Below are 24,140 nucleotides of genomic sequence, written 5' to 3' on the forward strand. Positions count from 1 at the left end.
GAGGATGGGGACGCGATGAACGGATTGGCGGTCGCCTGCCGGCGGGTCGTGCACATCTACCGGGCCGAGGCGGGCGACGTCGTGGCCCTGGCCGGTGTCGACCTGTCGATCGGGCCGGGCGAGACGCTGGCGCTCGTCGGGCCCTCCGGCTCCGGCAAGTCGACGCTGATCTCCCTGCTGGCCGGGCTGATGCGCCCGTCGGCCGGCCGGGTCAACATCGGCACGTACGACATGGGCAAGCTCTCCGACAGCGAGATCGCCCGGCTGCGCGGCACCGAGATCGGCGTCGTGCTGCAGGGCGCCGCGCGCAACCTGCTGCCGTACGCGTCGCTGCACCGCAACATCTGGCTGGCCCAGCGGCGCGCGGCCCGCACCGAGGGCATCAAGCTCGACGACCCGGACCGCATCCTCGACCTCGTCGGGCTGCCCGGGCTCGGACGCGCCCGCATCGACGAGCTCGCACCGGGCGCGCGGCAACGGGCGGCGCTCGCCGTCGGCATCGCGGCCGGCCCCGGCCTGCTGCTCGTGGACGAGCCCACCAGCCAGCTCGACACGCACGGGCGCGACGAGGTGCTGGAGGCCCTGGAGACCGTCAACCGCGAGCGCAACACGACGATCGTGGTCGTCACCCACGACGGTGACGTCGGCACCCGGCTCGGCCGCGCGGTGACCATCCGCGACGGGCGCGTGGGCGCGGAAGGCCGCGACGGGCAGGACTTCGCGGTGGTGGCGGGCGACGGGACGGTACAGCTGCCGCCTGAGGTTCTTGGTGACTTCCCCCCGGGCACGCTCTTCACCGTTGAGCACATCGACGGGTCCGTGACGCTGGTGGCGGGTGGATCCGACCGATCACTTGCGGCAGATCACTAGGGGCACGTGCAAAACTAGGGCCATGACGGACCCACGCCAGTCTCAGTCGATCTTCACCCGCGGGGCGGTGGACCTCGGCGCCCTGGCCGCACGCGGCAACGCGACGGCCGCGCAGCGGCCCGCCGCCGAGTCCACCCCGGGCACCCCCGCCGGCGCCAACGTGATCGAGGTCACGGAGGCGAGCTTCCAGCAGGACGTCATCCAGCGTTCGCTGACGGTGCCGGTGGTCATCGACTTCTACGTCGCCGGCAGCGCGCCGGACCAGCAGTTCTCGCCGCTGCTGGCCCAGCTCGCGGACGAGGGCGCGGGCGCCTGGACGCTCGCCCGGGTCGACGTCGAGACCAGCCCGCGCCTCGCACAGATGTTCCGCATCCAGAACATCCCGTTCGTCGTGGCCATCGTCGGCGGGCAGCCCGTCGACGCGTTCAACCAGCCGCTGCCCGAGCCGCACCTGCGCCAGTGGATCGACGCGGTGCTCAAGGCGGCCGGCATCGAGGTCGAGCAGCCCGAGGACCCGCGCCTGCTGCAGGCCGACGACGCGATGGCCGACGGCGATCTCGACGCCGCCGAGGCCGCGTACCGCAAGATCCTCGACGAGACGCCGAACGACGTCGTCGCCGAGTCCGGGCTGGCCCAGGTCGGGCTGCTGCGCCGGACCGACGGCCTGGACCTCGCCGCCGCCCTCGCCGCCGCCGACAAGTCCCCGGACGACCTCGACGCGCAGCTGCTCGCGGCCGACGTCGAGGTCCTCACCGGCGAGGCCGACAAGGGCTACACGCGCCTGGTCGGCCTCATCCGCCGCACGGCGGGCGACGAGCGCGAGGCCGTGCGCAAGCACCTTCTCTCGCTGTTCACCGTCGCCGGCCCCGACGACCCCGCGGTCGCCAAGGCCCGCCGGGCACTGGCGAGCGCGCTCTTCTGACGGGCCCGGCCGTGCGCCGCATCGCCGTCGTCGACGCGCCGAGCAACCTGGGGTTACGGCCACCGACCGCATCCTCGGTGCCCGGCTGCGCCAAGGCGCCCGGTGCGCTGCGTGACCACAACCTGCTGGCCCGCCTCGGTGCGCGCGACGCCGGCTGCATCACCCCGCCGCGGTATGACCCGGCGGGGTGGCAGCCCGGCGACGGGGTGGCCCAGTCGGCCGAGATCGCCGTGTTCGTCAAGCGCCTGGCCGACCGCATCGGCTCGGTCCTCGCCGCGGGCGACTTCCCGCTCGTGCTCGGCGGGGACTGCTCGATCCTGCTCGGGGCCGGCCTGGCCATGCGCCGCTTCCAAAATGAGGCCGGGGGCCGCATCGGCCTGGTCTACGTCGACGGCCACTCCGACTTCCGCCACGACGGCAACGCGTCCTACGTCGGCGCCGCGGCGGGCGAGGCACTGGCCCTCGCGACCGGGCGCGGACAGGCCAACCTCGCCTCGATCGAGCAGCGCCGCCCGTACTTCCGCGACGTCGACGTGGCGCTGCTGGGCATTCGCACGCACGACGAGTACCGGCTGGATCTGCAGGCCGCGGGCATCGTCGCGCGGGCGGTGCCGGAACTGCGCTCAGACGGGGCTGCGCGATCCGCGCAGTGGGCGCGCGACCAGCTCCGCGACTGCGCCGGGTTCTGGGTGCACATCGACGTGGACGTGCTCGACCCCGCCGTGATGCCGGCGGTCGACGCGCCGGACGTGGGCGGGATCGCGTACCGGGAGCTGGAGATTCTGCTCAGCGGGCTGGTCTCCGATCCGCGCTGCCTGGGTGCGCAGGTCACGGTGTTCGATCCGGACTACGACCCGGACGGGCAGTACGCGGCCGAGGTGGCCGACGTGCTGGTGGCCGGCCTCGAGCCGTTGATCACGTCGTCGGCGTTGGTGGCGTCCTCGCCGGATCCGGTGATCTCGGCGCCGCCGTTCGCTGATCCGGTTTCGGCGCCGCCGATCTCCGCGCCGCCGGTGGCTGCTCCGTTGCCGCCTGCCTTGGATCCGGGGGCTGCGGAGCCGGCGGTGGGGGAGCTCGACTTCTTCGCGGAGCCGGCTTCGGGGGATCTGGATTTCTACGCGGAGCCGGAGGAGGACTTCGCGCCGCTCGACGTGGAGGTTGCTGCCGCGGCGCCCACTTCTCCCGCGATGCCTTCCGCGGTGGGTGCTTTGGGCGACATTTCCGACATTTCCGAAATGTCGGGCGAAGAGTTGCGTCACCGCGAGGAGGAAGGTGCAGAGTCGCGCCGCGGCGAGGGTGAGGGCGATGAGACGCGCAGCCTCGAAGGGGAGGACGAACGCGGCGTAGCAACGCTCGGACGCGCTCCCGGTGTAGGCGAACTCGGGTCGGGTGTGCGACGCGGCCTCGAACGGCTTCGCCCTGGCCGGCAACGCTCGGGCGGCCTGCTCCGCCGTGCGACCGCCGCCGATGACGCGCGCTCGGACGCCCTGGCTACGGAAAACGACAACGTGCCTGAGGAGTCGCGTGCGGGTGGGCTGCTGCGGCGCGTGGACCCCGTGGACGACGCGGGCTCAGGTGACGCGGGGTTGGAGGACTCGCGCGCGGGCGCGGAGGTGTCGGAGGAGCCGGAGGCGGAGGAAGCGGCGCTCGTCGAAGAGCTGGCTGAGGTTGAGCCGGCGGCGGCGGACGGGAAGCCGGCGTGGTTGCTCGGGCGGTACAGTCGCGGGGCTTCGTTGTCCTTGGACTCGCTGCCGCGGGACGACCAAGGGCCCGGTGGGCTCAAGCGCGGCCCCTTCGTGCCCAGTCAGGCTGCTCGGCGCGGGCCCGACGAGTCGCCCGAGTCGCCGCTCACCGATGTCGTGCCGGCCGCGCGGACGCCCGTGGACGAGGAAGAGGCGCAGCGGCCGGGCTCCTGAGGGGCCCGGCCGGCGTACGCGAAATCTCAGCCGATCGTCTGGAAGAACTTGCCGGCGATCGGGACCGCGGCGGCCGTCGACGCGCCGCCGTTCTCCACGAAGACGCAGAAGGCGATGTCCCCGCGGTAGCCCATGAACCAGGAGTGGGTGTGGGCCGGGTCGTTGTCGTACTCGGCGGTGCCCGTCTTGCCCCGCAGGTCGCCCGGCAGGTTCTTGAGCTGGTTGGCCGTGCCGTCGGTGACCACCTCGCGCATCATCTGGCGCAGCGGGTCGAGGGACGACTGCTTGAGCTGCGGGCCGTCCGCGGCCGGGCTCTTCGGGGCCGGGTCGAGGACGAGCTGCGGCTGCTTCCACTGGCCGCGGGCGATGCCGGCCGCGGCGGCGGCCATGACGACCGGGGAGACCAGGTTGGTGCCCTGGCCGAAGGCGGCCGCGGCCTGCTCGGCCTTGGAGCCGTTCACCGAGATCTTGCCGGAGAAGACGTCGGCGCCGAGGTCCCACGGGACGCCCAGGCCGAGGGTCTGCGCGGTCTTGCCCAGGCCGTCGGGGGCGATCTGCGGCGCGAGCGAGGCGAACGCCGTGTTGCAGGACTTCGAAAAATCGGTTCGCAGCGGTACGTTGCCCAGCTCCTCGTCGTGCGAGTTCTTGAACGTGCGGCCGTCCACCGTCAGGTTCTTCGGGCAGGCCACCATCGACTCGCCGGTCATGCCCTTGTCCAGCACCGCGAGCGCGGTGACGGTCTTGAGCATGGAGCCGGGCGGGGTCTGCCCGACGAGGGCGAAGTTGTTCGCGGCCGCGCCCGGGCCGTTGGCGACCGCGACGATCGAGTTGTCGCTGACCCGGATCGCGACCAGGGCCGAGCGCCGGGTCTCGCCGGCGAGGGCCTGCTCGGCCGCGTTCTGCATGTTCTGGTCGATGGTCAGCTTGATCCCGGTGCCGGTGGTGGGGTCGGCGCTGAAGAACTCCTTGTCCGGGGTGCCCTGGGGCATGGACACGATCACCTTCACGCCGGGCTTGCCCTGCAGCACGGCGTCGTAGCGCTGCTGCAGGCCGCTCAGCCCGACCACGTCCCCGACCTGGTACTTGCCGGGGTTCTTGTCCATGATCTCCTTCGTCACCTCGCCGGTGCTGCCCAGCAGGGCGCGGGCGAACTGGGCGGAGGGGGCCAGGGACTGCGTCGAGTTGCGGGTGATCACGCCGGGCGTCGAGTTCAGCTTGTTGGCGATCGGGTCGAAGACCTCCTTGCGCAGGGTGACAATCTGCACAAAGGCGTCGGGTGCGGCCTTCTTCACCTTGTCGGGCAGGCCGGAGACGTCGACGTCGACGTTCGCCGCCTTGAAGGCGTCTGTCAGATTTCTGACCACGATGTTGATGTCGGTGATCGAGCGCGGCTGGACGCCGACGATCACGACCGGCTTGCTGCTCACGATCGGCTGGCCGGCGCCGTCGAGAATGCTGCCGCGCGATCCGGCGGTCTTGCGGATCGCGAGCTTGTCGGTGGACTCGAGCTTCGGGTTGATGGTCCTGGCGTCGAAGATCACGGTCCAGGCCTTGTCGACCCGCTTGGCGTCGACCGTCGTGTCGTACTCCCACGTCGAGTCGGCCACCGGCCACGCCACGTGCACGATCGCGCTGCTGTTGTCGTCCTTGACCACCGGCGCGCCCTTGAGGGTGAGCTTGGGCGGATGGGCGGCCAGATCGCCCGCGACGGTCGTCCACAGCTTCTGCGCCGCGTCGCCGGTCAGGGCTTTACCGTCCTGACCCAAGAACTTCAGGCCGGCGATGTTGCCCTGCTCCCACGCCCCGAGGAAGGTCTTGAAGGAGTCGTCCGGCGGCTTACTGGAGCACGCGGGCAGCGTGCCGAGCAGCGCCACGGCGGCGACGAGTGCGGTGACGCGACGGATCGAAACGGCCATGTGGGCGATTCTGCGCTATGAAAGCACGGATCTGCACGCCCCAAGATCGCATAAGTAGGACAATTCTGTACGCCGAGCGCCGCTTGATCGGGTACACGACGAAGGTGAACCGGACTGAGGCGAACCCTCCGCAGAGCTTTAGGCTGAGCGAGGACAACCCACAACGTGGTGGGCGAGGGGAGAACAACCGATGAATCGGCCTGGGGCCACCCCGGTGCAGGACGGCGCCCGCGCATTACGCGACGCGCGAGCCCCCGAACCGGCGGTCGAAGACGACGAGCTGGAGCAGTCAGTGCCCAACGCGGAGCACCTGGTGGCGGAGGCGGTCGTCCTGGCCACCGCGCAGGATGCGGATCCGGAACTGGTCGCGGCCTATTGGCGCCTGGTGCCCGACGAGGAGCTGGCCGCCTGCAATGTCGCCAAGATGGTCGACGCCACCCAGTCGCACCTGGAGCTGGCCCAGCAGCGGACCCCCGGCGAGCTGAAGCTGCGACTCGGGCTCAGCGTCACCGGCGGCACCGCGGTGGAGATCGTCACCGACGACATGCCGTTCCTGGTCGACTCGGTCACCAGCGCGCTGTCGTCGCGCAACATCGACGTCAACCTGCTGGTGCACCCGCTGGTCGTACTGCGCCGCGCCCCGCTCGGCGCGCTGGAGGACATCCGCGTCGGGGTCGAGCCCGAGGACGCGCTGCCCGGCGACATCGTCGAGAGCTGGATCCGCATCGAGGTCGACCGGATCCGCGACGAGGCCGAGCTCGAGGAGCTGCGCACCGACCTGGCCCGCGTGCTCAACGACGTGCGGGAGGCGGTCGAGGACTGGCCGAAGATGCGCACCCGGGCGCTGGCGCTCGCCGACGAGCTCGGCTCCGCCCAGCTGCCGGTCCCGGACAAGGACATCACGGACTCGGTGGAGCTGCTCCGCTGGCTCGTGGACGATCACTTCACGTTTCTGGGCTTCCGGCAGTACAAGCTGATCAAGGGCGAGAACGGCGAGGAACTCCTGCAGGCGGTGCTCGGCAGCGGCCTGGGCATCCTGCGCGGGGACCAGGTCAAGCCGCGGGCACTGTCCTCCATGACCGCCGAGGCCTACGCCAAGGCGCTGGAGAAGCGGCTGCTCATCATCACGAAGGCGAACTCCCGGGCCACCGTGCACCGGTCGGCCTACCTGGACTACATCGGCTTCAAGATGTTCGACGCCGACGGCAACGTGATCGGCGAAAGGCGCTTCCTGGGCCTGTTCTCCTCCGCGGCGTACCGCACGAGCGTCCGCGATCTGCCGGTCGTCAAGCGCAAGGTCGCCGAGGTGGTCGAGCGCTCCGGCCTCTCACCGCGCTCCCACTCGGGCAAGGACCTGATGGAGACGCTGGAGACGTACCCGCGCGACGAGCTGTTCCAGATCGCGACCGGCGAGCTGTACAACGCCGTCATGGGCGTGCTGCGCCTGGCCGGTCGTCGCCAGCTCAAGGTGTTCCTGCGCCGCGACGCCTACGGCCGCTTCATCTCCTGCCTGGTCTACCTGCCCCGGGACCGGTTCACCACGGCCAACCGGCTGCGCATCCAGCAGATCCTGCTGGCCGAGCTCAACGGCGTCGGCGTGGACTACACGACCCGGGTCAGCGAGTCCAAGTTCGCCCGCGTGCACTTCATCGTGCGCACCGAGCCCGGCAACCCGCCCGGCTGGATCGACGTCGACGACCTCACCGAGCGCCTGTCCGAGGCGACCCGGCTGTGGGACGACGACTTCCGGCTGGTCCTGGAGCGCAAGCTCAACGACGAGCACCAGGCCAAGGTGCTCTACCAGCGCTACGGCGGGGCGATCTCGGACACGTACAAGGACGAGCACACGCCGTACGAGGCCGTGAAGGACGTCGCCAAGCTGGAGCTGCTCGACGAGCCGGGCCAGCTGGTCATGCACGTGTACCGGCGCCGCCAGGACGAGTCGGACATCCGCTTCAAGGTCTTCCGGGCCGGCGAGCCCATGCTGCTCTCGGCCGTCCTGCCGGTGCTGCACTCGCTCGGGGTCAAGGTCACCGACGAGCGGCCCTACGAGGTCGTGCGCGGGGACGGGACGATCTACCTGTACGACTTCGGGCTGCAACTGCCACCCGACTCCCGCGCCATCGCCGACGTGCGCCCGCACCTGGAGAACGCGTTCTCGGCCACCTGGCGCGGCGAGGCCGAGGTGGACAACTTCAACAGCCTCGTGCTCAAGGCCGGCCTGACCTGGCGCGAGGTCGTGGTGCTGCGGGCCTACGCGAAGTACCTGCGCCAGGCGGGCACCGTCTTCTCCCAGGACTACATGGAGACGACGCTGCTGGCCTACCCGGCGGTGGCGTCCAAGCTGGTCGCGCTGTTCGCGGCCCGCTTCGACCCGCGGCTGCAGCTGTCCGAGGCGACCCGCACGGTGCAGTCCAAGGAGCTCGTGGCGGCCATCAACGCCGACCTCGACGAGGTGACCAGCCTCGACCAGGACCGGATCCTGCGGTCGTTCCTGCACCTGATCCAGGCCACGCTGCGCACGTCGTTCTTCCAGCGGGGCGATGGTGGCCGGCCGAAGTCTTACACGGCGTTCAAGTTGGATCCGCAGTCGATTCCGGATCTGCCGGCTCCCCGGCCGCGTTTCGAGATTTTCGTGTACTCCCCGCGCTTCGAGGGTGTCCACCTGCGCTTCGGTTCGGTGGCCCGGGGCGGGTTGCGCTGGTCGGATCGGCGGGAGGATTTCCGGACGGAGATCCTGGGGCTGGTCAAGGCGCAGATGGTGAAGAACGCCGTGATCGTGCCGACCGGTGCGAAGGGCGGGTTCGTGCTCAAGCAGGTCCCGGGGGATCGGGACGAGGCGGTGGCCTGCTATCAGCTGTTCATCTCGGCGCTGCTGGACGTGACCGACAACCTCGACGGCGGGAAGGTCGTGGCGCCGCCGGACGTGGTGCGGCACGATCCGGACGATCCGTATCTGGTGGTGGCGGCGGACAAGGGCACCGCGACGTTCTCCGACATCGCCAACGAGATCTCGGTGCGGTACGGGTTCTGGCTCGGTGACGCCTTCGCCTCGGGCGGGTCGGCGGGCTATGACCACAAGAAGATGGGGATCACGGCCAAGGGGGCGTGGGAGTCGGTCAAGCGGCACTTCCGCGAGCTCGGCCTGGACACCCAGACGACCGAGTTCACGGTGGTCGGGGTGGGCGACATGTCGGGCGACGTGTTCGGCAACGGGATGCTGCTGTCCGAGCACATCCGCCTGGTCGCGGCGTTCGACCACCGGCACATCTTCATCGACCCCGATCCCTCCGCGGCCGTGGGCTTCGCCGAGCGGACCCGCCTCTTCGCGCTCCCGCGGTCCTCGTGGGACGACTACGACCGGTCGAAGATCTCGGCCGGCGGCGGCGTCTTCAACCGGGCGGCGAAGTCGATCAACCTGTCCGACGAGGCCCGGGAGGCGCTCGGGATCACCACCCCGGGTCCGCTCGCCCCGAACGACCTGATGCACGCGATCCTCGCCGCGCCGGTCGACCTGTTCTGGAACGGCGGCATCGGCACCTACGTCAAGGCGACCGGCGAGTCGCACGCCGACGTCGGCGACAAGGCCAACGACTACATCCGGGTCAACGGCCGGGAGCTGCGGGCCAAGGTGGTCGGCGAGGGCGGCAACCTTGGCCTGACCCAGCGCGGGCGGATCGAGTACGCGCTCAACGGCGGCCGCATCGCCACCGACTTCATCGACAACTCGGCCGGCGTCGACTGCTCCGACCACGAGGTCAACATCAAGATCCTGCTCGACCGCGCGGTCGCGGCGGGGGAGCTGGAGGCGGCGGACCGCAACCCGCTGCTGGCCGAGATGACCGACGAGGTCGGCGAGCTGGTCTTGCGCGACAACTACGACCAGGCCACGGCGCTGGGCAACGCGCGGGCGCAGTCGCGGTCGCTGCTGCCGGTACACAAGCGGCTCATCGCCGATCTTGAGCGGCGGGGCCAGCTCGATCGCGCCCTGGAGGGCCTGCCGAACGACGAGCAGCTCGACGAGCGCGCGGCGTCCGGGGTCGGGCTCACCTCGCCCGAGTTCGCGGTGCTGCTGTCCTACGTCAAGATCGTGCTGGAGCACGAGATCCTCGACTCGAACCTGCCGGACGAGGAGTGGACCACCGACGTGCTGGTCGACTACTTCCCGACCCCGCTGCGCGAGCGGTTCGCCGAGGCGATGGCCGAGCACCCGCTGCGCCGCGAGATCGTCACCACGGCCGTGGTCAACGAGGCGGTCAACCGGGGCGGCACGTCGTTCTTCCACCGCGCCTCGGAGGAGACGGGCGCGGGCGCGGCGGACGTGCTGCGGGCCTCGGTCGTCGTCAACGAGGTGTACGGCCTGAGCGAACTGCGCCGCGCCGTGGAATCGCTCGACAACCGGATCCCGACCAAGTCGCAGACCGCGGTGTACCTGGAGATGCGCCGCCTGCTCGACCGCGCGGTGCGCTGGCTGGTCTCCAACCGCCGGCTCCCGATCGACGTCCCCGGCGAGATCGCCCGCCTGCGCCCCGGCATCGCCCGCCTCCTGCCGCAGCTGGACACCCTCTTCCGCGGCCGCGAGCGGGAGGCCCTGCACGCCAACGCCGAGGGCCTGCGGGAGCTCGGGCTGCCGGAGGAGATCGCGGACAGCACCACCCGCATCATGTACGGCTTCGGCCTGCTCGACATCGTCGAGGTCGCCTCCACCACGGGCCGCGACGTCAACGAGGTCGCGACGGTGTACTACCTGCTCAGCGAGCGGTTCCGGGTCGACGACCTGCTCTCGCGCATCTCGGCGCTCCCGCGCGAGGACCGCTGGCAGACCCTGGCCCGGATGGCGCTGCGCTACGACCTGTACGCGGCGCTGGCGGCCCTCACCGCCGAGGTCCTCAACGCGACGTCCCCGGACGCCGACACCGAGGCGCGGGTGCACGAGTGGGAGCAGAGCAACGCGACGTCCATCGCGCGGACGCGCAACGCCATCGGCGAGTTCGGCGACTCCCCGGGCGACCTGGCCGCGCTGTCAGTGCTGCTGCGCCAGATCCGCACCCTGGTCCGGGCCTCGGCGGCCTGACATTGCACGGCGGCCCCCGGTGTCCTCGGACGCCGGGGGCCGCTTCGTCTTTCGGGGTTACGCCGCCAGGCCCAGGGTCTCTGCGGCGGCGCGGCCGTTGGCGTGGCTGGCGCCCCACGTCGTGATGAACGCGCGGGCGCCGGACGGCCGCCACGACGACGGCCAGCCCATCTCGACCACGGTCACCGCGTGCGTCTCGGCCAGGCCTTCCACCAGCGCGCGGGCGCCCGGCAGGCGGTGGACGTTGCGGCCTACGACCACGATCGGCCGGCCCCCCGCGCGGGCGCGGAGGTCGGCCGGGTCGGCGGTCGCGGCCACGATGCGGACCTGCTCGGTGCCGTTCACGTGCGGCCCGAGGCCCCACGGCACCCGCCCGGCCGCGATCGACGACTCGGACTCCAGCTGGACCAGCAGCGGGGCGGTCTCGCGGTCGTGGGTGCCCTCGATGCGCACCGCGCTCAGCGCCGCCGGATAGCCCAGACCCGGCTCCTCGCGGTCCGTGCGGTCCCCGCTGCGCGTCCACGCGGACAGGTCGGCCACGCGGGCCGCGGCCTCTTCCAGGCGGGGCAGGGCAAGGCGCCCATCCTGTACCGCGGCCACGATCTCCTCCGCGCAGGCGCGCGTGATCTGCTCGTCGATGTCGGCCCCGATGCACAGCAGATCGGCGCCCGCCGCGAGGGCCAGGACGGCGCCCTGGGGAATGCCGCCGGCGTAGCGGGCCGCGCCCAGCATCTCCAGCGCGTCGGTCACCACGACGCCGGTGAAGCCCAGCTCGCCGCGCAGCAGGTCGACCAGGACGGCGCGGCTGAAGGTGGCCGGGGCGTCGCCGGTGAGGTCGGGGACCCGGATGTGCGCCGACATGATCGACTTGGCCCCCGCCTCGATGGCGGCGACGAACGGCGGTAGCTCGCGCCCGCGCAGCAGCGACGCGTCGATGTCGACGGTCGGCAGCTCCCGGTGCGAGTCGGCGAGGGTCGCGCCGTGGCCGGGGAAGTGCTTGGCGCACGCCGCGACACCCGCGCCCTGCAGGCCCAGCACGGCCGCGGCGGTGTGGGTGGCGACGGCGATTGGGTCGGCGCCGAAGCTGCGGGTACCGATGATCGGGTTGTCGTCGGCGGTGTTCACGTCGACCGTCGGCGCGAGGTTCAGGTTGATCCCGAGCCCGTCGAGCTCGGCGCCGATCGTGCGGTACACGCGGCGGGTGACGGCGGGGTCACCGAGCGCGCCCAGCGCGGCGTTGCCCGGGTAGGGGCTGCCGGCGCGGTGGGCCAGGCGGGTGACGTCGCCGCCCTCCTCGTCGATGGCGATGAGCACGCCCTCGCGCGCGGCGTGCAGGTTCGCGGTGAGCGCGGCGACCTGCTCCCGCTCGACGATGTTGAAGCCGAAGAGCAGGTGTCCGGCCATCCCCTCGGCGAGGAGGTCCACGGCCCACGCCGGGGCCTGCTCCCCGCGGAAGGCGCCCAGCAGTGTGCCCAGGGCCAGCCGGCGGAGTCCGGGATCGGTCGACACGATGTTCCCCCTTTGCGCGCGCGGACGCGGGTGCGGCGGCGGGGCTGCACACTCGTCCGATGCACTGTCCAAATCGTAAGAGCTTCTTGACCGGTTGTGCGTAGGCCGACCGGTTGGTCCGGCCGTACGCTCTCCGAATAGGTTGCGAGTGGCACGCTAATAGGAAAGTTTCCTAAATACTAGGGGTCTTCGTCACGATGAGTTCCGCCCGACTGCCCGGCACGCCTCGGCTGCTGCGCGCCCTCAACGATCGTGCCGCCCTCGAGCTGCTGCTGAGCCGGGGACCGCTCACCCGCGCCCAGCTCGGCGAGCTCACGGGACTGTCCAAGGTCACCGCATCGCAGCTGGTGGAGCGGCTGGAGGAGCGCGGGCTGGTGGCCCGGGTGGGCGAGCAGGCGGGCGGGCGCGGCCCCAACGCCCAGATGTACGCGGTGGTGCCCGCCACGGCGTACGTGGTCGGCGTCGATGCCGGTCCCGCCCACGTCGTGGCCGGGGTGGCGGACATCACGGGCAACATCGTCGGGCGCACCGACGTCGCGATCGGCGAGGGCGACGACCCGGTCAAGGTCGTGCACGCCGCGGTCGTGGAGGCCGCGCAGGCCGCCGGGGCGCCGATCGACCGGATCCGGCGCATCGTGCTCGGCACGCCCGGCCTGGTCGACCCGAACAGCGGCGAGATCACCTTCGCCTGGGACCTGCCGCGCTGGCACCGCGGCCTGCTCACCGCCCTGCGCGAGGACCTCGGCCGGCCCGTCATGTTCGAGAACGACGTGAACCTGGCCGCGATCGCCGAGCAGCACTCCGGCGCGGCCGTGGGCGCCCAGGACTTCGTGCTGGTCTGGCTGGACCGCGGCGTCGGCACCGCGGTCGTGCTGGGCGGCCGCCTGCACCGCGGCAGCGCGGGCGCGGCGGGCGAGATCGGCTACCTCCCGGTCGCCGGCACCCAGGTGAGCCGCGACGTGTCCCGGCGCTCCAAGAACGGCTTCCGGATGCTGGTCGACGCCGCGGCGGTACGCGCGATCGCCAAGACCCACGGCTTCAAGTCCGCGGGCGCGGCGGAGGCGGTGCGCGCCGCCATCGCCGCCGGTACCGCCGGCAGCCCCTTCCTCGACGAGCTGGCCCGGCGCATCTCGCTGGGCGTCGCGTCGGTCGGCCTCGTCCTCGACCCCGAGCTGGTGGTGCTGGCCGGCGACGTCGGGCAGGCCGGCGGCATGGACCTGGCCCAGCGGGTGCAGCACGAGGTGGCCGCGATCGCGGTCGTCTCACCCCGCGTGGTGACCACCGAGGTGGCCGCCGAGCCGGTCCTGCACGGCGCGATCCTGACGGGCCTGGATGCGGTACGCGAAGAGGTCTTCGGCTCGACGGCGTGACCGTCGCGGCGTTACCGGGCGTCGCGGCGGTTCATCGAGACGAACGCCGCCGCGGCGACCGCGATCGCCACGACCAGCACCACCAGGCCGCCCTGCTCCCACGACGCGTGGAAGGTCGACTTCGCCACGCCCGTCGCCGGGTTGGCCTCGGTGGCCTGGATGCCCTTCTGCAGCCAGGCGCGGGCCCAGCTCGACAGCCGGTACGGCTCGGCGTAGTCCTCGGTTCCCATCACGGTGAACACGACGGTGCTGCCGAACTCCCAGAGCAGCAGGTACGTGATGCCGACGCCGAGCGCGGCCGACGTGTGCCGCCCGATCGAGGCGACCGAGAAGCCCAGGGCCGTCCCGGCCATCGCGATGAACACCACGCGCAGCGCCGTGAGCAGCACCGAGCCGAACTCGCCGGCGCTCATCTGGCTCACGGTGCCGTTGCCGGCCGCGATGACCATGAAGGCGCCGGTCCACAGCGTGAGGTACACGATGGACAGCAGCCCGACGCCGGCCAGCGCGGCCAGCAGCTTGGCCCCGAGCACGTGCCCGCGCCGGGGCGCCCACAGCAGCAGGCTCGCCATCCCGCCCGAGCTCCACTCGACCCCGACGAACGACGCCCCGAGCACGAATCCGGCCAGCGCGAACAGGACGGCGGCACCGTAGTACAAATTGGGCCATTGGCGGTGGAACGAGAAGCCGTAGTCCAGCAGTGAGTCCTGGGTCGGCCGCGGGCCGTAGTCGCATCCGCGCGGGAGGTCCTCGCCCGGCTGGGCCTGTTCCAGGCCGCTCTGCACCCGGCCGCAGTGCTCGGTGCGCTCGTCCCACAGCTGGCCGAGCGAGACCGCGCGCTCCTTGGCGCTGGCGATCTCGTCGTTGGTCGGTGCGCTGCCGGACAGGGTGAAGCCGAAGGCGAGGAAGACCAGCATCGTGCCCACCAGCAGCGAGGTGATGAGCGTGATGCGGCGGCTGAAGAGCCGGGACCACTCGGCGGCGAACAGGCGGCTCATGCCGGGTGCTCCTCGGTCTGCCAGTCGGAGTTGTCGACCTGGCGGAACGAGCCGCGCGGGCCTCCGCCGGTGATGGCGAGGAACGCGTCCTCGAGTTGGGCGACGGGCGCCAGTTCGCGGACCCAGAGGTTGTGCACGCCCAGGGTGTACGACACCCACGCGGGCTCGGCCAGGTCGTGCACGACGAGGTGGTCCCCGGCCAGGCTCACCTCCGCGCCCGCCTCGGCGAGGATCTCGGCGGCGTGCTGGAGCTCGTCGACGCGGACGCGGTATGAGCCCTTGTCGGCCACCGCGAGCACCTCCGACACCGGCCCGGCGGCGACGGTGCGCCCACGCGAGATGATGGTGACGGCGTCGCAGACCTGCGCGATCTCGGCCAGGATGTGGCTGGAGATGACGACCGTCTTGCCCTGATCCGCGTGCCCGCGCAGCAGGTCGCGCATCTCGCGCACGCCCGCCGGGTCGAGCCCGTTGTTGGGCTCGTCGAGGATCAGCAGATCGGGGTTCTTCAGCAGCGCGGACGCGACCGCGAGGCGCTGGCGCATGCCCAGGGAGTAGGACCGCACCATGTCCTCCGAGCGGTCGGACAGCCCGACCTGGTCGAGGACCACCCCGATCCGCTGTTTCGGCACGCCACCGGCCTTCGCCAGCAGGGAGAGGGTTTTGTACCCCGTGAGGTTGCCGAAGAACGCCGGCGCCTCGACGATCGCGCCCACCCGGTCGGCCACCTCGGCCTGCATCCGCGGGACGGGCTCACCGAAGATGCGCATCTGGCCACCGTCCGCGCGCAGCAGCCCCAGCAGCGTCTTGAGCGTCGTGGACTTGCCGGAGCCGTTCGGGCCGAGGAAGCCGTGGATCTGCCCGGGCTCGACCAGCATGTCGAGGCGGTCGAGAGCGGCGCGTGGCTTGCCGAACACGCTCTGGTACGTCTTGACGAGTCCGTCGATTTCCAGTGCCGGTGTCATCGCAGCGCACAATACGGCCTCGCTCCCGCGCGCGGGGCCCCGGCAGTCATCGATATACGGGGCGTGGTTGGATTGGCACGTGTCAGATGACCTTGTCATCGCGGTGGAGAACGCCACGGTCACCCGCAACGGCAACCAGCTCATCCGATCGGTGAGCTGGCAGGTCGAGCTGGACGAGCGCTGGGTGATCCTGGGCCCGAACGGTGCCGGGAAGACCACGCTGCTCAATCTCGCGGGCGCGCGGATGCACCCGTCCGAGGGCACGGTCACCGTGCTCGGCGAGCAGCTCGGCAGGACGAACATCGCCGAGCTCAAGACCCGGATCGGCTTTTCCTCCAACGCGCTGCGGCTGCCCTTCGAGGAGACGGCGCGCGACGTCGTGCTGACCGCGTCCTGGGCGGTGGTCGGGCGCTACCGCGAGCGCTACGACCGGATGGACGAGGGGCGCGCCCTCGCGCTGCTGGACCAGCTCGGGGTCGCGGGCCTCGCCGACCGCGTGTACGGCACGCTGTCCGAGGGGGAGCGCAAGCGGGTACAGATCGCGCGGGCCCTGATGACCGACCCGGAGCTGCTGCTGCTCGACGAGCCGTCGGCCGGGCTGGACCTGGGCGCGCGGGAGGACCTGGTGCGCCGGCTGGCGGACCTCGCGGCCGACCCGGACGCGCCGGCGATCGTGCTCGTCACGCACCACGTGGAGGAGATCCCGCCGGGATTCACCCACGCGATGCTCATGCGCGACGGCGGTGCGGTCGCGCAGGGGCTCCTGCGCGACACGATCACCGCCGACAACCTGTCCCAGGCGTTCGGCCTGCCGTTGCAGCTCTCCACGCTGGACGGCCGCTTCCACGCGCAGGCGTCCTGAGGATTCAGCGCCCCTTGAAGGACGGCTTGCGCTTCTCCACGAACGCGGTCATCCCCTCGGCCTTGTCCTCGGTCGCGAACAGCGCCGCGAAGAGCTGGCTCTCCAGCCGCAGGCCCGAGGCGAGGTCCATGTCCAGCCCGCCGTCGACCGCCTCCTTGGCCGCGCGCAGCGCCATGGCCGGGCCGTTGACGTACGGGCGCACCAGGTCGAGGGCGGCCGCGTAGACGTCCTCGCGGGGCACCACGCGGTCGACCAGGCCGATGGCGAGCGCCTCGGCCGCGGGCACGAAGCGGCCCGACATGATGAGCTCCTTGGCCCGGGCCGGGCCGACCAGGCGGGCCAGGCGCTGCGTCCCGCCCGCGCCCGGAATGATGCCCAGGGTGATCTCCGGCTGGCCGAGCTGGGCGTCCTCCGCGGCCACGCGCCAGTCGGCGGTCAGCGCGAGCTCGCAGCCGCCGCCCAGGGCGTACCCGGTGATCGCGGCGACCACGGGCTTGGGAATCCGCGCCACGGCGTCGAAGGCCGAGGTGAGCGCGCCCGCGCGGGCGGCCATCTCGGGGTAGCCCATGCCGGCCATCTCCTTGATGTCGGCCCCGGCCGCGAAGACCTTCTCGCCGCCGTAGAGGACCACCGCGCGCACGTCGTCGCGCGCGGTCGCCTCCTGGGAGGCCGCCCGCAGCTGCTCCTGCACGGCGATGTTCAGGGCGTTCATCGGCGGGCGGTCGAGCCGGATGGTGCCGATGCCGCCGTCGACCTCGAGCCGCACGAGCGGGGTTTCCGTGGTCACGTGTGTCTCCTCAACGTCGTTGTCGTTGCCCGGAGCGTATTCCGCTGTACCGTCTGAGGTGCCATGGCCACCACGTACTACCGCGACAACGTGGTGCACATCAGCTCCGGCGGTGTGCGCGTCGCTGAATCCTGGTATCCGCTGGACACCCTCACCTACATCTGGCACGAGCGCACGGGCCGGCTCCGGCACGGGGCGTACATGATCGGCACCCGCGGCGGCGCCGTGCTCCTCGTGATCGGGCTGCTCATCGCGGCCGGGATGGGCGCGCGGCGGCTCGACTTCAGCGGCGAGAAGCGCACGATGTACATCGCGGGCGGCATCCTCGCGGTCGTCGTCATCGGCGGGGTGGTCGCCTTCTGCCTGGAGGGGCTGCTCGACCTGCTCGACCGCGCCCACGACCACGGCAAGGGCGTGCACGAGATCTGGGTGCGCACCACCGACGGCGACTCGATGATCTACTCGACGACCGATGCGCCCAAGTTCGGGCAGATCTACCGGGCGCTGCAGCGGGCGGTCGAGCAGTCCGCCTAGCTTTTCGGCTTCGCTTCATCCATCGGCTGCTCTTTTCTCGGTCGGCGGCTCTTTTATCGGTCGGCTTCGGTCTTCGGCCGGCTTCGGGGCGTGGCGTGGTCGCCTAGACTGCGCCGCATGGTCGCGCTGGGTGTGGACTTCGGCACGTCGCACACGGTGGCGGTGGCGCGGTGGCCCGACGGGCGGGCGCGGCCGCTGCTGTTCGACGGCTCGCCGCTGCTGCCCTCCGCGGTCACCCTGGAGGAGCAGGGCCTCGTGGTCGGCCGCGACGCGGTGCACGCCGCCCGTCGCGCGCCCGAGCGGTTCGAGCCCAACCCCAAGCGCCGCATCGACGACGGATCCGTGCTGCTCGGCGCGCGGACGGTCGCGGTGCCGGACATGGTGACCGCGGTGCTGCGCCGCGTCGTGGACGAGTTCGCCCGGACGGCCGGCGGCGCGCCCGACGCGGTCACCGTCACCCACCCGGCGGGCTGGGCCACGACGCGCCGCACGACGCTGCAGGAGGCGGTCCGCCGGGCCGGACTCCCGGGCGCCGTCCTGGTCCCCGAGCCGGTCGCGGCGGCCACCTACTTCGTCAGCGTCCTGCGCCACCTGGTCCCCGTCGGCTCCGGCGTCGTCGTGTACGACCTCGGCGCCGGCACCTTCGACGGCAGCGTGGTCGCCCGCACCGCGGCCGGCTTCGACGTCCGCGCCGTCGGCGGTCGCGACGACCTGGGCGGCCTCGACTTCGACGAGCTGGTGGTCGGCCTCGTGAGCCGCGCCCTGCCCGCGGACGACTGGGCCCGGGTGACCGCCGACCCACGCGCCGCCCGGCAGCTGCGCGACGAGGCGCGGGAGGCGAAGGAGCGGCTGTCGCGCGCGTCGTCGGTGACGGTGATGGTGCCGGCGCTCGACGTGGACGTACCGGTGACGCGGGACGAGTTCGAGACGGCCGCGCGCCCCCTCGTCGTGCGCTCGGTCGCGTCGCTGGCCGAGACGCTGCGGCTGTCGCGGCTCACCCCCGACCGGGTCGCGGGGATTTTCCTGGTGGGCGGGGCGAGCCAGATGCCGCTCGTCGCGACCGAGCTGCACCGGGAGTTCGGGCGGGCGCCGGTGACGATCGAGCAGCCGGAGATGGTGGTCGCCGAGGGGAGCGTGCTGGTCGGCCGGGCGGTCCCGACGAAGCGGCCGCGGATGGAGCTCACGGCTCCTTCGGGCGTCGCGCCCTCTGTCTCGGCGCCGCCGGTCTCGCCCTCGCCCATCTCGCCTCCGCCCATCTCGCCTTCGCCGATGTCGCCTTCGCCGATGTCGCCTTCGCCGGTTTCGCCTTTGCCGGTTTCGCCGTCTTTATTGCCGCCGGCGGTCGCTCGGGGGCCGGTTTCGCCTTCGCCCGCTTCGCCTTCTCCTGTGGGTGGTTTTCCGCCGGTGCAGCGGCCGCCTTATGCGGGTTATCCGGTGCCGCCGCGGCCCGTGTACGCGCCCGCGCCCGTCTTCTATCCGGTGATGCCGGTCCCGATGCGGCTGGGACCGTGGTCGATCCGGTGGCCGGCCGGGTTCATGACGACCTACGGCATCCTGTTGTACCTGCTCACCGTCCCGCTGGTGCTGGCCGCCGTGTTGCCCCGGTTCCTCGACGACCCGCCCGAGGGGTGGGACCAGGCGCAGATCGACCAGCTCACCTCCGACTCGCTGGAATGGTCGATCATCTGCGCGGTCGCGGCCACGTTGCTCATCAACGGTGCGATCCGGGCCAGGCGGCCGGCGAGCGGGCATCACTGGTACCCCCTGGCGCTCTGCCTTGTCGTGACCGTGACCAACGCGGCGCTCACGACGGAGGGCGGCGGTTACTGGACGATCATCCCGGCGTGCGTGTTCGCGCTGTCCACCGCGATGCTCCTGCTGCCCGGCTCCCGGCGGTGGACGCGGCGCCCGCCCCGGCCACCTGTCGCAAAGCCGCCTCCAGCGCCCGGTTCGTAACCGCGGCCTAGACTTCGGGTCATGCCTACGCCAGGGATCCGGCTCGGGGTCGACTTCGGCACCTCGAACACCGTCGCCGTCGTACGGTGGCCGGACGGGCGCTCCCGGCCGCTCATCTTCGACGGCTCGCCGCTGCTGCCCTCGGCCGTCTACGTCGAGCCCGGCGGCACCATCATCGTCGGCCGCGACGCGGTGCACAGCGCCCGGCTGGAGCCCGCGCGCTTCGAGCCCAACCCGAAGCGGCGCATCGACGAGGGCACGGTGCTGCTCGGCGACCGCGAGGTCCCGGTCAACGACCTCATCGCCGCGGTACTGCGCCGCGTGCGCGACGAGTTCGCCCACACCGTCGGCGCGGACGCGGTGCCGGAGGTGACGGTCACCGTACCCGCGTCCTGGGGCGCGACCCGCCGCCTCGCGGTGGCCGACGCCGCCGCGTCCGCCGGCCTGGGCAAGGTGCGCCTGGTCCCCGAGCCGGTCGCCGCGGCCGCGTACTTCACCCAGGTCCTGGGCCACGAGGTCAAGGTCGGCTCGGTCGTGGTCGTCCACGACTTCGGCGCGGGCACCTTCGACGCGAGCGTGGTCGCCCGTACCGCTGACGGCTTCGAGGCCCTGGCCGTCGACGGCCGCGACGACATCGGCGGCATCGACGTGGACGCCGCGATCGTCAACCACATCGGCACCATCTGCGAACCGCGCGCTCCGCAGGAATGGGCCCGCCTCGTGAGCCCGCAGACGGTCGAGGACCGCCGCCACCGCCGCCTGCTGTGGGACGACGCGCGGGTGGCCAAGGAGCGCCTCTCCCGCCAGCCGGCGTCCGACCTGACCATCCCGTTGCTCAACTTCGATGTACACCTGACGCGCGACGAACTCGAAACCCTCGCCCGCCCCATGATCGAGCAGACCGTCCGAGTGACCCAGGGCGTCATGCGCTGGGCCCAACTGAGCGAGGGCGCGGTAGCGGGCGTCTTCCTGGTCGGCGGCTCCAGCCGGATCCCGCTCGTGGCAACCCTGCTGCACCGGATGCTGGGCACCGCGCCGACCGCCATCGAACAGCCCGAACTGGTCGTGGCCGAGGGCAGCATGCTGACCGGCTCGACCTCCACCCAGGCGACCGCGCAGCCCGCACCTGGGCCGGCTACGGGGGTCATGCCGGAGGTGCCGGGGTTTCCTTGGGAGCAGCCGTCGGCGCCTTTGGGGTCGGCGCCTGCGGGTTCGGCGTCTGTTGGTTCGGCGTCTTCGGGCTCTGTGTCTTCGGGTTCGACGCCTTTGGGCTGGGCGCCTTCGGGGTCGACGGGTCCGGGTTCGGGTTCTGGGGGTTCGGGTTCGGCGTCTTCGGGTTCGGGGGCTTTGGGCTCTACGCCGCCGGTTTCCGCGCCGCCGGACGCTGCGCCGTCGGGCTTCACCATGCCGCCGCCGAGCCGGTTCGGGACTCCGATCTCGTCGCCGCCTGCGAACAGTCCCGTGTGGCCGGAAACGCCGCCGCCGATCGCGCCGGTCTCGGTTCCGCCGTCGGCCTCGCCGGTCTCCTCACCGCCGCCCGGGTCCGGGTATCCGGTTTCCGGGCCGCCGGTTTACGGTTCCCAGTCCGCGTCCGCGCGTCCGGTCTCGACACCCCCGGTCTCCGGTCCGCCGTCCGGCTATCAGGTCCCGCCGCCGCCGGTCTCCGGTCCTCCTTCAGCATCCGCGCGCCCGATCTCCGCCCCTCCGGTCTCATCACCGCCGAACCGGCCGACGAGCTCAGGCCGGGTCTACGGCTCGACTCCGAGCGTGGGCGTGCCGGAGCCCGCGACCCGCTACGACGAGTACGGCCGGCCCTTCAAGTCCGACCAGCCCCAACAGCGCCCCGCTCCAGCTCCTGCGCCGGCGCCGCAGGGCCCGCCGGCACGCCAGGCCAACCAGGTCGCCGAGTACGCGAAGGTCTACGACGGCACCCGCCACCGCGGCCGGGCGGGCCGGATGATGCGTGTCCTGGTCGTCATCGTCCTGATCATTGCGGTCCCGCTGATCGCCGGTGTGATCTCGTACTACTTGACCACCGACCACCTCCCGCCGCTCCTGCAGGACTGGTTCGGCTCCAACCCGTCCTGACGCTCCCGGGCGCTATGACGTCCCGCGCGCCATGACGTCCCGCGCCGCGATGGGTCCGCGCCAATGAGGTAGCGGCTCGTCGTGCCGCGCCAACGTCATGGCGCCCGCGCCGCGTCATGGCGCCCGCGCCGCGTCATGGCGCCCGCGCCGCGTCATGGCGCCCGCGCGCTGCGACGTGTCCGCGCGCTGCGACGTGTCCGCGCGCTGCGACGTGTCCGCGCGCTGCGACGTGTCCGCGCGCTGCGACGTGTCCGCGCGCTGCGACGTGTCCGCGCGCTGCGACGTGTCCGCGCGCTGCGACGTGTCCGCGCGCTGCGACGTGTCCGCGCGCTGCGACGTGTCCGCGCGCTGCGACGTGTCCGCGCGCTGCGACGTGTCCGCGCGCTGCGACGTGTCCGCGCGCTGCGACGTGTCCGCGCGCTGCGACGTGTCCGCGCGCTGCGACGTGTCCGCGCGCTGCGACGTAGCGCCTCGTCGCGCCGCTTTCACACGTCCTGGCCGCCCCAGTGCGTCGTGCCGCGTCCGCGCGCCATGACGCGCGTCGTTCCCGTCGTGCCGCTTCCGCGCGTCGGGCCGTGCTCCGTGCGCTGGCACGTCCTCCGGCGTCATGATGAGGCGGTCGCTGGGGCGCGTCCGCGCGTGGTCGGGAGGCGGCTTGCCGGGAAGCTTGGGCGCGTCGGGAGGGTGAACGTGAGTAGGATTCGCGCATGACGACGATCGACGGGCACGGCGGGGATCTTGCGCTGGCGGCGCTTCGCGGGTTCGGGGTCAACGAGATGTTCACCCTGTCCGGCGGCCACGTCTTTCCGCTGTACGACGCGGCGAAGAAGGCCGGCGTACGCGTCGTCGACGTGCGCCACGAGCAGTCCGCGGTGTTCGCGGCCGAGGCGGTGGCGAAGTTGCAGCGGCGCCCGGGCCTGGCCGTGCTGACCGCCGGCCCCGGCGTCACCAACGGCGTCTCCGGCCTGACCAGCGCGATGTTCAACGGCACGCCGGTCGTCGTGCTGGGCGGCCGCGCGCCGCAGTTCCGGTGGGGCTCGGGCAGCCTCCAGGAGATGGATCACCTGCCGATCGTCCGGGCGGTCACCAAGCACGCCGAGACGATCTTCTCCACCGACGAGGTCTACGCGCGGATGCGTGCGGCCGCGCTCACCGCGCTCACCCCGCACCGCGGGCCGGTCTTCGTCGACCTGCCGCTGGAGGTGGTCTTCTCCACCGCCGACGGCATTGAAGAGCAAGATCCTGCTTCGGTACCGTCCGCAGAAGCCGATCCCGACGAGGTCCACCGCGCCGTGAGTCTGCTGGCCGCGGCCGAGCGGCCGGTCATCGTGGCCGGGTCGGACGTCTGGGCCGGCGACGCCACCGCGGCGTTGCGCGAGGCGGCCGAGGCGCTGCGCATCCCGGTCTTCGCCAACGGCATGGGCCGCGGCTCGCTGCCGCCTGGGCACCCGCTCGCGTTCGCGCGGGCGCGCAAGCCCGCGTTCGGCGGGGCGGACGTCGTCGCGGTCATCGGCACCCCGCTGGACTTCCGGCTGAACTTCGGCGACTTCGGCGGGGCGCAGGTCGTACACGTCACCGACGCGGCGTCGCAGAAGGCGGGGCACGTCACCCCGGCGGCGGCGCCGGTGGGCGATCTGCGGCTGGTGTTGTCGGCCTTCGCGGCGTACACGGGAATGATCGCGGACCACGAGGAGTGGATCGCGACCCTGCGCGCCGCCGAGAACGCCGCGCGCGGGCGCGAGACGGAGGCCCTGGAAGCCGACACCGACCCGATCAAGCCGAGCCGCGTCTACGGCGAGCTGCGCAAGGTGCTGGCCGACGACGCGGTGACCATCGGCGACGGCGGGGACTTCGTCTCCTACGCCGGCAAGTACCTCGAGCCCGCCCAGCCCGGCACGTGGCTCGACCCGGGCCCGTACGGCTGTCTCGGCACCGGCATGGGCTACGCGATGGGCGCGCGGGTCACGTACCCGGACCGCCAGATCTGCGTGCTCATGGGCGACGGCGCGGCCGGCTTCTCGCTCATGGACGTCGAGTCGCTCGTGCGCCAGCAGCTGCCGGTCGTGATCGTGGTCGGCAACAACGGCATCTGGGGGCTGGAGAAGCACCCCATGCGCCAGATCTACGGGTACGACATGGCCGCCGATCTGCAGCCGGGCCTGCGCTACGACGACGTGGTGAAGGCGCTCGGGGGCGCCGGTGAGACGGTCGAGAAGCCCGGGGATCTCGCCGGGGCGCTCGGACGCGCGTTCTCAGCCGGGGTGCCCTATCTCGTGAACGTCCTGACGGACCCCGAGGACGCCTACCCGCGTTCTTCCAACCTGGCCTGACACGGGCTGAAAGCCCTGACTGAAAGCCCTGACTGAAGCCGGG

15 protein-coding genes and 1 pseudogene are annotated in these 24,140 nt (G+C 72.1%); 10 read left to right on the forward strand and 6 right to left on the reverse strand.

Annotation, left to right across the window (positions count from 1 at the left end; translation table 11 throughout):
- Window positions 1-15 precede the first annotated feature (15 nt).
- The 3 genes and pseudogenes from ACQP00_RS06905 to ACQP00_RS06915 all read left to right on the forward strand — a co-directional run.
- The gene (locus ACQP00_RS06905) at window positions 16-870 is read left to right on the forward strand and encodes an ABC transporter ATP-binding protein (RefSeq protein WP_433057280.1); all 855 of its coding nucleotides are present in this window, start codon (window positions 16-18) and stop codon (window positions 868-870) included.
- Between the two features lie 22 nt (window positions 871-892).
- Complete coding sequence (locus ACQP00_RS06910; RefSeq protein ID WP_433215993.1) at window positions 893-1,792, forward strand: tetratricopeptide repeat protein; 900 nt, start codon at window positions 893-895, stop codon at window positions 1,790-1,792.
- Window positions 1,793-1,803: 11 nt separating this feature from the next.
- Window positions 1,804-2,704 (forward strand): annotated as a pseudogene (locus tag ACQP00_RS06915) (arginase family protein); the annotation flags it as partial.
- A 1,030-nt stretch (window positions 2,705-3,734) separates the two neighbouring features.
- On the opposite strand, the gene ACQP00_RS06920 reads toward ACQP00_RS06915, so the two are convergent.
- Window positions 3,735-5,624 carry a penicillin-binding transpeptidase domain-containing protein gene (locus ACQP00_RS06920; protein WP_433215996.1) on the reverse strand — a complete coding sequence of 630 codons (1,890 nt, stop codon included), beginning with the start codon at window positions 5,622-5,624 and terminating at the stop codon, window positions 3,735-3,737.
- Window positions 5,625-5,814: 190 nt separating this feature from the next.
- Between ACQP00_RS06920 and ACQP00_RS06925 the strand changes: the two genes are divergently transcribed.
- Window positions 5,815-10,698 carry an NAD-glutamate dehydrogenase gene (locus ACQP00_RS06925; protein WP_433215998.1) on the forward strand — a complete coding sequence of 1,628 codons (4,884 nt, stop codon included), beginning with the start codon at window positions 5,815-5,817 and terminating at the stop codon, window positions 10,696-10,698.
- Window positions 10,699-10,755: 57 nt separating this feature from the next.
- On the opposite strand, the gene ACQP00_RS06930 is transcribed toward ACQP00_RS06925, so the two are convergent.
- Window positions 10,756-12,207, reverse strand: a complete 1,452-nt coding sequence (locus tag ACQP00_RS06930; RefSeq protein WP_433216001.1) for a glycoside hydrolase family 3 protein — start codon at window positions 12,205-12,207, stop codon at window positions 10,756-10,758.
- A gap of 197 nt (window positions 12,208-12,404) precedes the next feature.
- On the opposite strand from ACQP00_RS06930, the gene ACQP00_RS06935 reads away from it, so the two are divergent.
- Window positions 12,405-13,577 (forward strand): ROK family transcriptional regulator, encoded by a 1,173-nt coding sequence (locus ACQP00_RS06935; RefSeq protein WP_433216004.1) that lies wholly within the window; start codon window positions 12,405-12,407, stop codon window positions 13,575-13,577.
- 11 nt (window positions 13,578-13,588) lie between these two features.
- Here the strand turns inward: ACQP00_RS06935 and ACQP00_RS06940 are convergent, their stop codons facing one another.
- The gene (locus ACQP00_RS06940; protein WP_433216007.1) at window positions 13,589-14,575 is read right to left on the reverse strand and encodes an ABC transporter permease subunit; all 987 of its coding nucleotides are present in this window, start codon (window positions 14,573-14,575) and stop codon (window positions 13,589-13,591) included.
- Window positions 14,572-15,540 carry an ATP-binding cassette domain-containing protein gene (locus ACQP00_RS06945; RefSeq protein ID WP_433216010.1) on the reverse strand — a complete coding sequence of 323 codons (969 nt, stop codon included), beginning with the start codon at window positions 15,538-15,540 and terminating at the stop codon, window positions 14,572-14,574. Before ACQP00_RS06945 ends, ACQP00_RS06940 begins: the two co-directional genes overlap by 4 nt.
- A 79-nt stretch (window positions 15,541-15,619) precedes the next feature.
- Here ACQP00_RS06945 and ACQP00_RS06950 point away from each other — a divergent pair, with 79 nt between their 5' ends.
- On the forward strand, window positions 15,620-16,402 hold the full coding sequence (locus ACQP00_RS06950) for an ABC transporter ATP-binding protein (RefSeq protein ID WP_433216013.1): 783 nt from the start codon (window positions 15,620-15,622) through the stop codon (window positions 16,400-16,402).
- A 4-nt stretch (window positions 16,403-16,406) separates the two neighbouring features.
- Here the strand turns inward: ACQP00_RS06950 and ACQP00_RS06955 are convergent, their stop codons facing one another.
- Window positions 16,407-17,189, reverse strand: a complete 783-nt coding sequence (locus ACQP00_RS06955; protein ID WP_433216016.1) for an enoyl-CoA hydratase/isomerase family protein — start codon at window positions 17,187-17,189, stop codon at window positions 16,407-16,409.
- Window positions 17,190-17,252: 63 nt separating this feature from the next.
- Here ACQP00_RS06955 and ACQP00_RS06960 point away from each other — a divergent pair, with 63 nt between their 5' ends.
- The 3 genes from ACQP00_RS06960 (at window position 17,253) to ACQP00_RS06970 (ending at window position 21,767) form a co-directional block, all read left to right on the forward strand.
- On the forward strand, window positions 17,253-17,723 hold the full coding sequence (locus ACQP00_RS06960) for a DUF6232 family protein (RefSeq protein ID WP_433216019.1): 471 nt from the start codon (window positions 17,253-17,255) through the stop codon (window positions 17,721-17,723).
- 117 nt (window positions 17,724-17,840) lie between these two features.
- Window positions 17,841-19,679: an Hsp70 family protein gene (locus ACQP00_RS06965; protein WP_433216022.1), complete on the forward strand. Its 1,839-nt coding sequence runs from the start codon at window positions 17,841-17,843 to the stop codon at window positions 19,677-19,679.
- Between the two features lie 21 nt (window positions 19,680-19,700).
- Window positions 19,701-21,767, forward strand: a complete 2,067-nt coding sequence (locus ACQP00_RS06970) for an Hsp70 family protein (protein WP_433216025.1) — start codon at window positions 19,701-19,703, stop codon at window positions 21,765-21,767.
- Window positions 21,768-21,881: 114 nt separating this feature from the next.
- Here the strand turns inward: ACQP00_RS06970 and ACQP00_RS06975 are convergent, their stop codons facing one another.
- The gene (locus ACQP00_RS06975) at window positions 21,882-22,376 is read right to left on the reverse strand and encodes a hypothetical protein (RefSeq protein WP_433216028.1); all 495 of its coding nucleotides are present in this window, start codon (window positions 22,374-22,376) and stop codon (window positions 21,882-21,884) included.
- 98 nt (window positions 22,377-22,474) lie between these two features.
- Here ACQP00_RS06975 and ACQP00_RS06980 point away from each other — a divergent pair, with 98 nt between their 5' ends.
- A complete protein-coding gene (locus tag ACQP00_RS06980) occupies window positions 22,475-24,097 on the forward strand; it encodes an acetolactate synthase (RefSeq protein ID WP_433216031.1) in 1,623 nt (540 codons plus the stop codon).
- Window positions 24,098-24,140 lie beyond the last annotated feature (43 nt).

Origin of the sequence: Dactylosporangium sp. CS-047395, from assembly GCF_050942185.1 — a bacterium.
Lineage (GTDB): Bacteria > Actinomycetota > Actinomycetes > Mycobacteriales > Micromonosporaceae > Dactylosporangium.

What these genes read in the sequence shown, in the direction of transcription:
- ACQP00_RS06965 (WP_433216022.1), top strand. Translation starts at nt 17,841, where the DNA reads ATGGTCGCGCTGGGTGTGGACTTCGGCACGTCGCACACGGTGGCGGTG.
- ACQP00_RS06935 (WP_433216004.1), top strand. Translation starts at nt 12,405, where the DNA reads ATGAGTTCCGCCCGACTGCCCGGCACGCCTCGGCTGCTGCGCGCCCTC.
- ACQP00_RS06945 (WP_433216010.1), bottom strand. Translation starts at nt 15,540, where the DNA reads ATGACACCGGCACTGGAAATCGACGGACTCGTCAAGACGTACCAGAGC.
- ACQP00_RS06920 (WP_433215996.1), bottom strand. Translation starts at nt 5,624, where the DNA reads ATGGCCGTTTCGATCCGTCGCGTCACCGCACTCGTCGCCGCCGTGGCG.
- ACQP00_RS06925 (WP_433215998.1), top strand. Translation starts at nt 5,815, where the DNA reads ATGAATCGGCCTGGGGCCACCCCGGTGCAGGACGGCGCCCGCGCATTA.
- ACQP00_RS06940 (WP_433216007.1), bottom strand. Translation starts at nt 14,575, where the DNA reads ATGAGCCGCCTGTTCGCCGCCGAGTGGTCCCGGCTCTTCAGCCGCCGC.
- ACQP00_RS06960 (WP_433216019.1), top strand. Translation starts at nt 17,253, where the DNA reads ATGGCCACCACGTACTACCGCGACAACGTGGTGCACATCAGCTCCGGC.
- ACQP00_RS06970 (WP_433216025.1), top strand. Translation starts at nt 19,701, where the DNA reads ATGCCTACGCCAGGGATCCGGCTCGGGGTCGACTTCGGCACCTCGAAC.
- ACQP00_RS06980 (WP_433216031.1), top strand. Translation starts at nt 22,475, where the DNA reads ATGACGACGATCGACGGGCACGGCGGGGATCTTGCGCTGGCGGCGCTT.
- ACQP00_RS06905 (WP_433057280.1), top strand. Translation starts at nt 16, where the DNA reads ATGAACGGATTGGCGGTCGCCTGCCGGCGGGTCGTGCACATCTACCGG.
- ACQP00_RS06975 (WP_433216028.1), bottom strand. Translation starts at nt 22,376, where the DNA reads ATGACGCCGGAGGACGTGCCAGCGCACGGAGCACGGCCCGACGCGCGG.
- ACQP00_RS06910 (WP_433215993.1), top strand. Translation starts at nt 893, where the DNA reads ATGACGGACCCACGCCAGTCTCAGTCGATCTTCACCCGCGGGGCGGTG.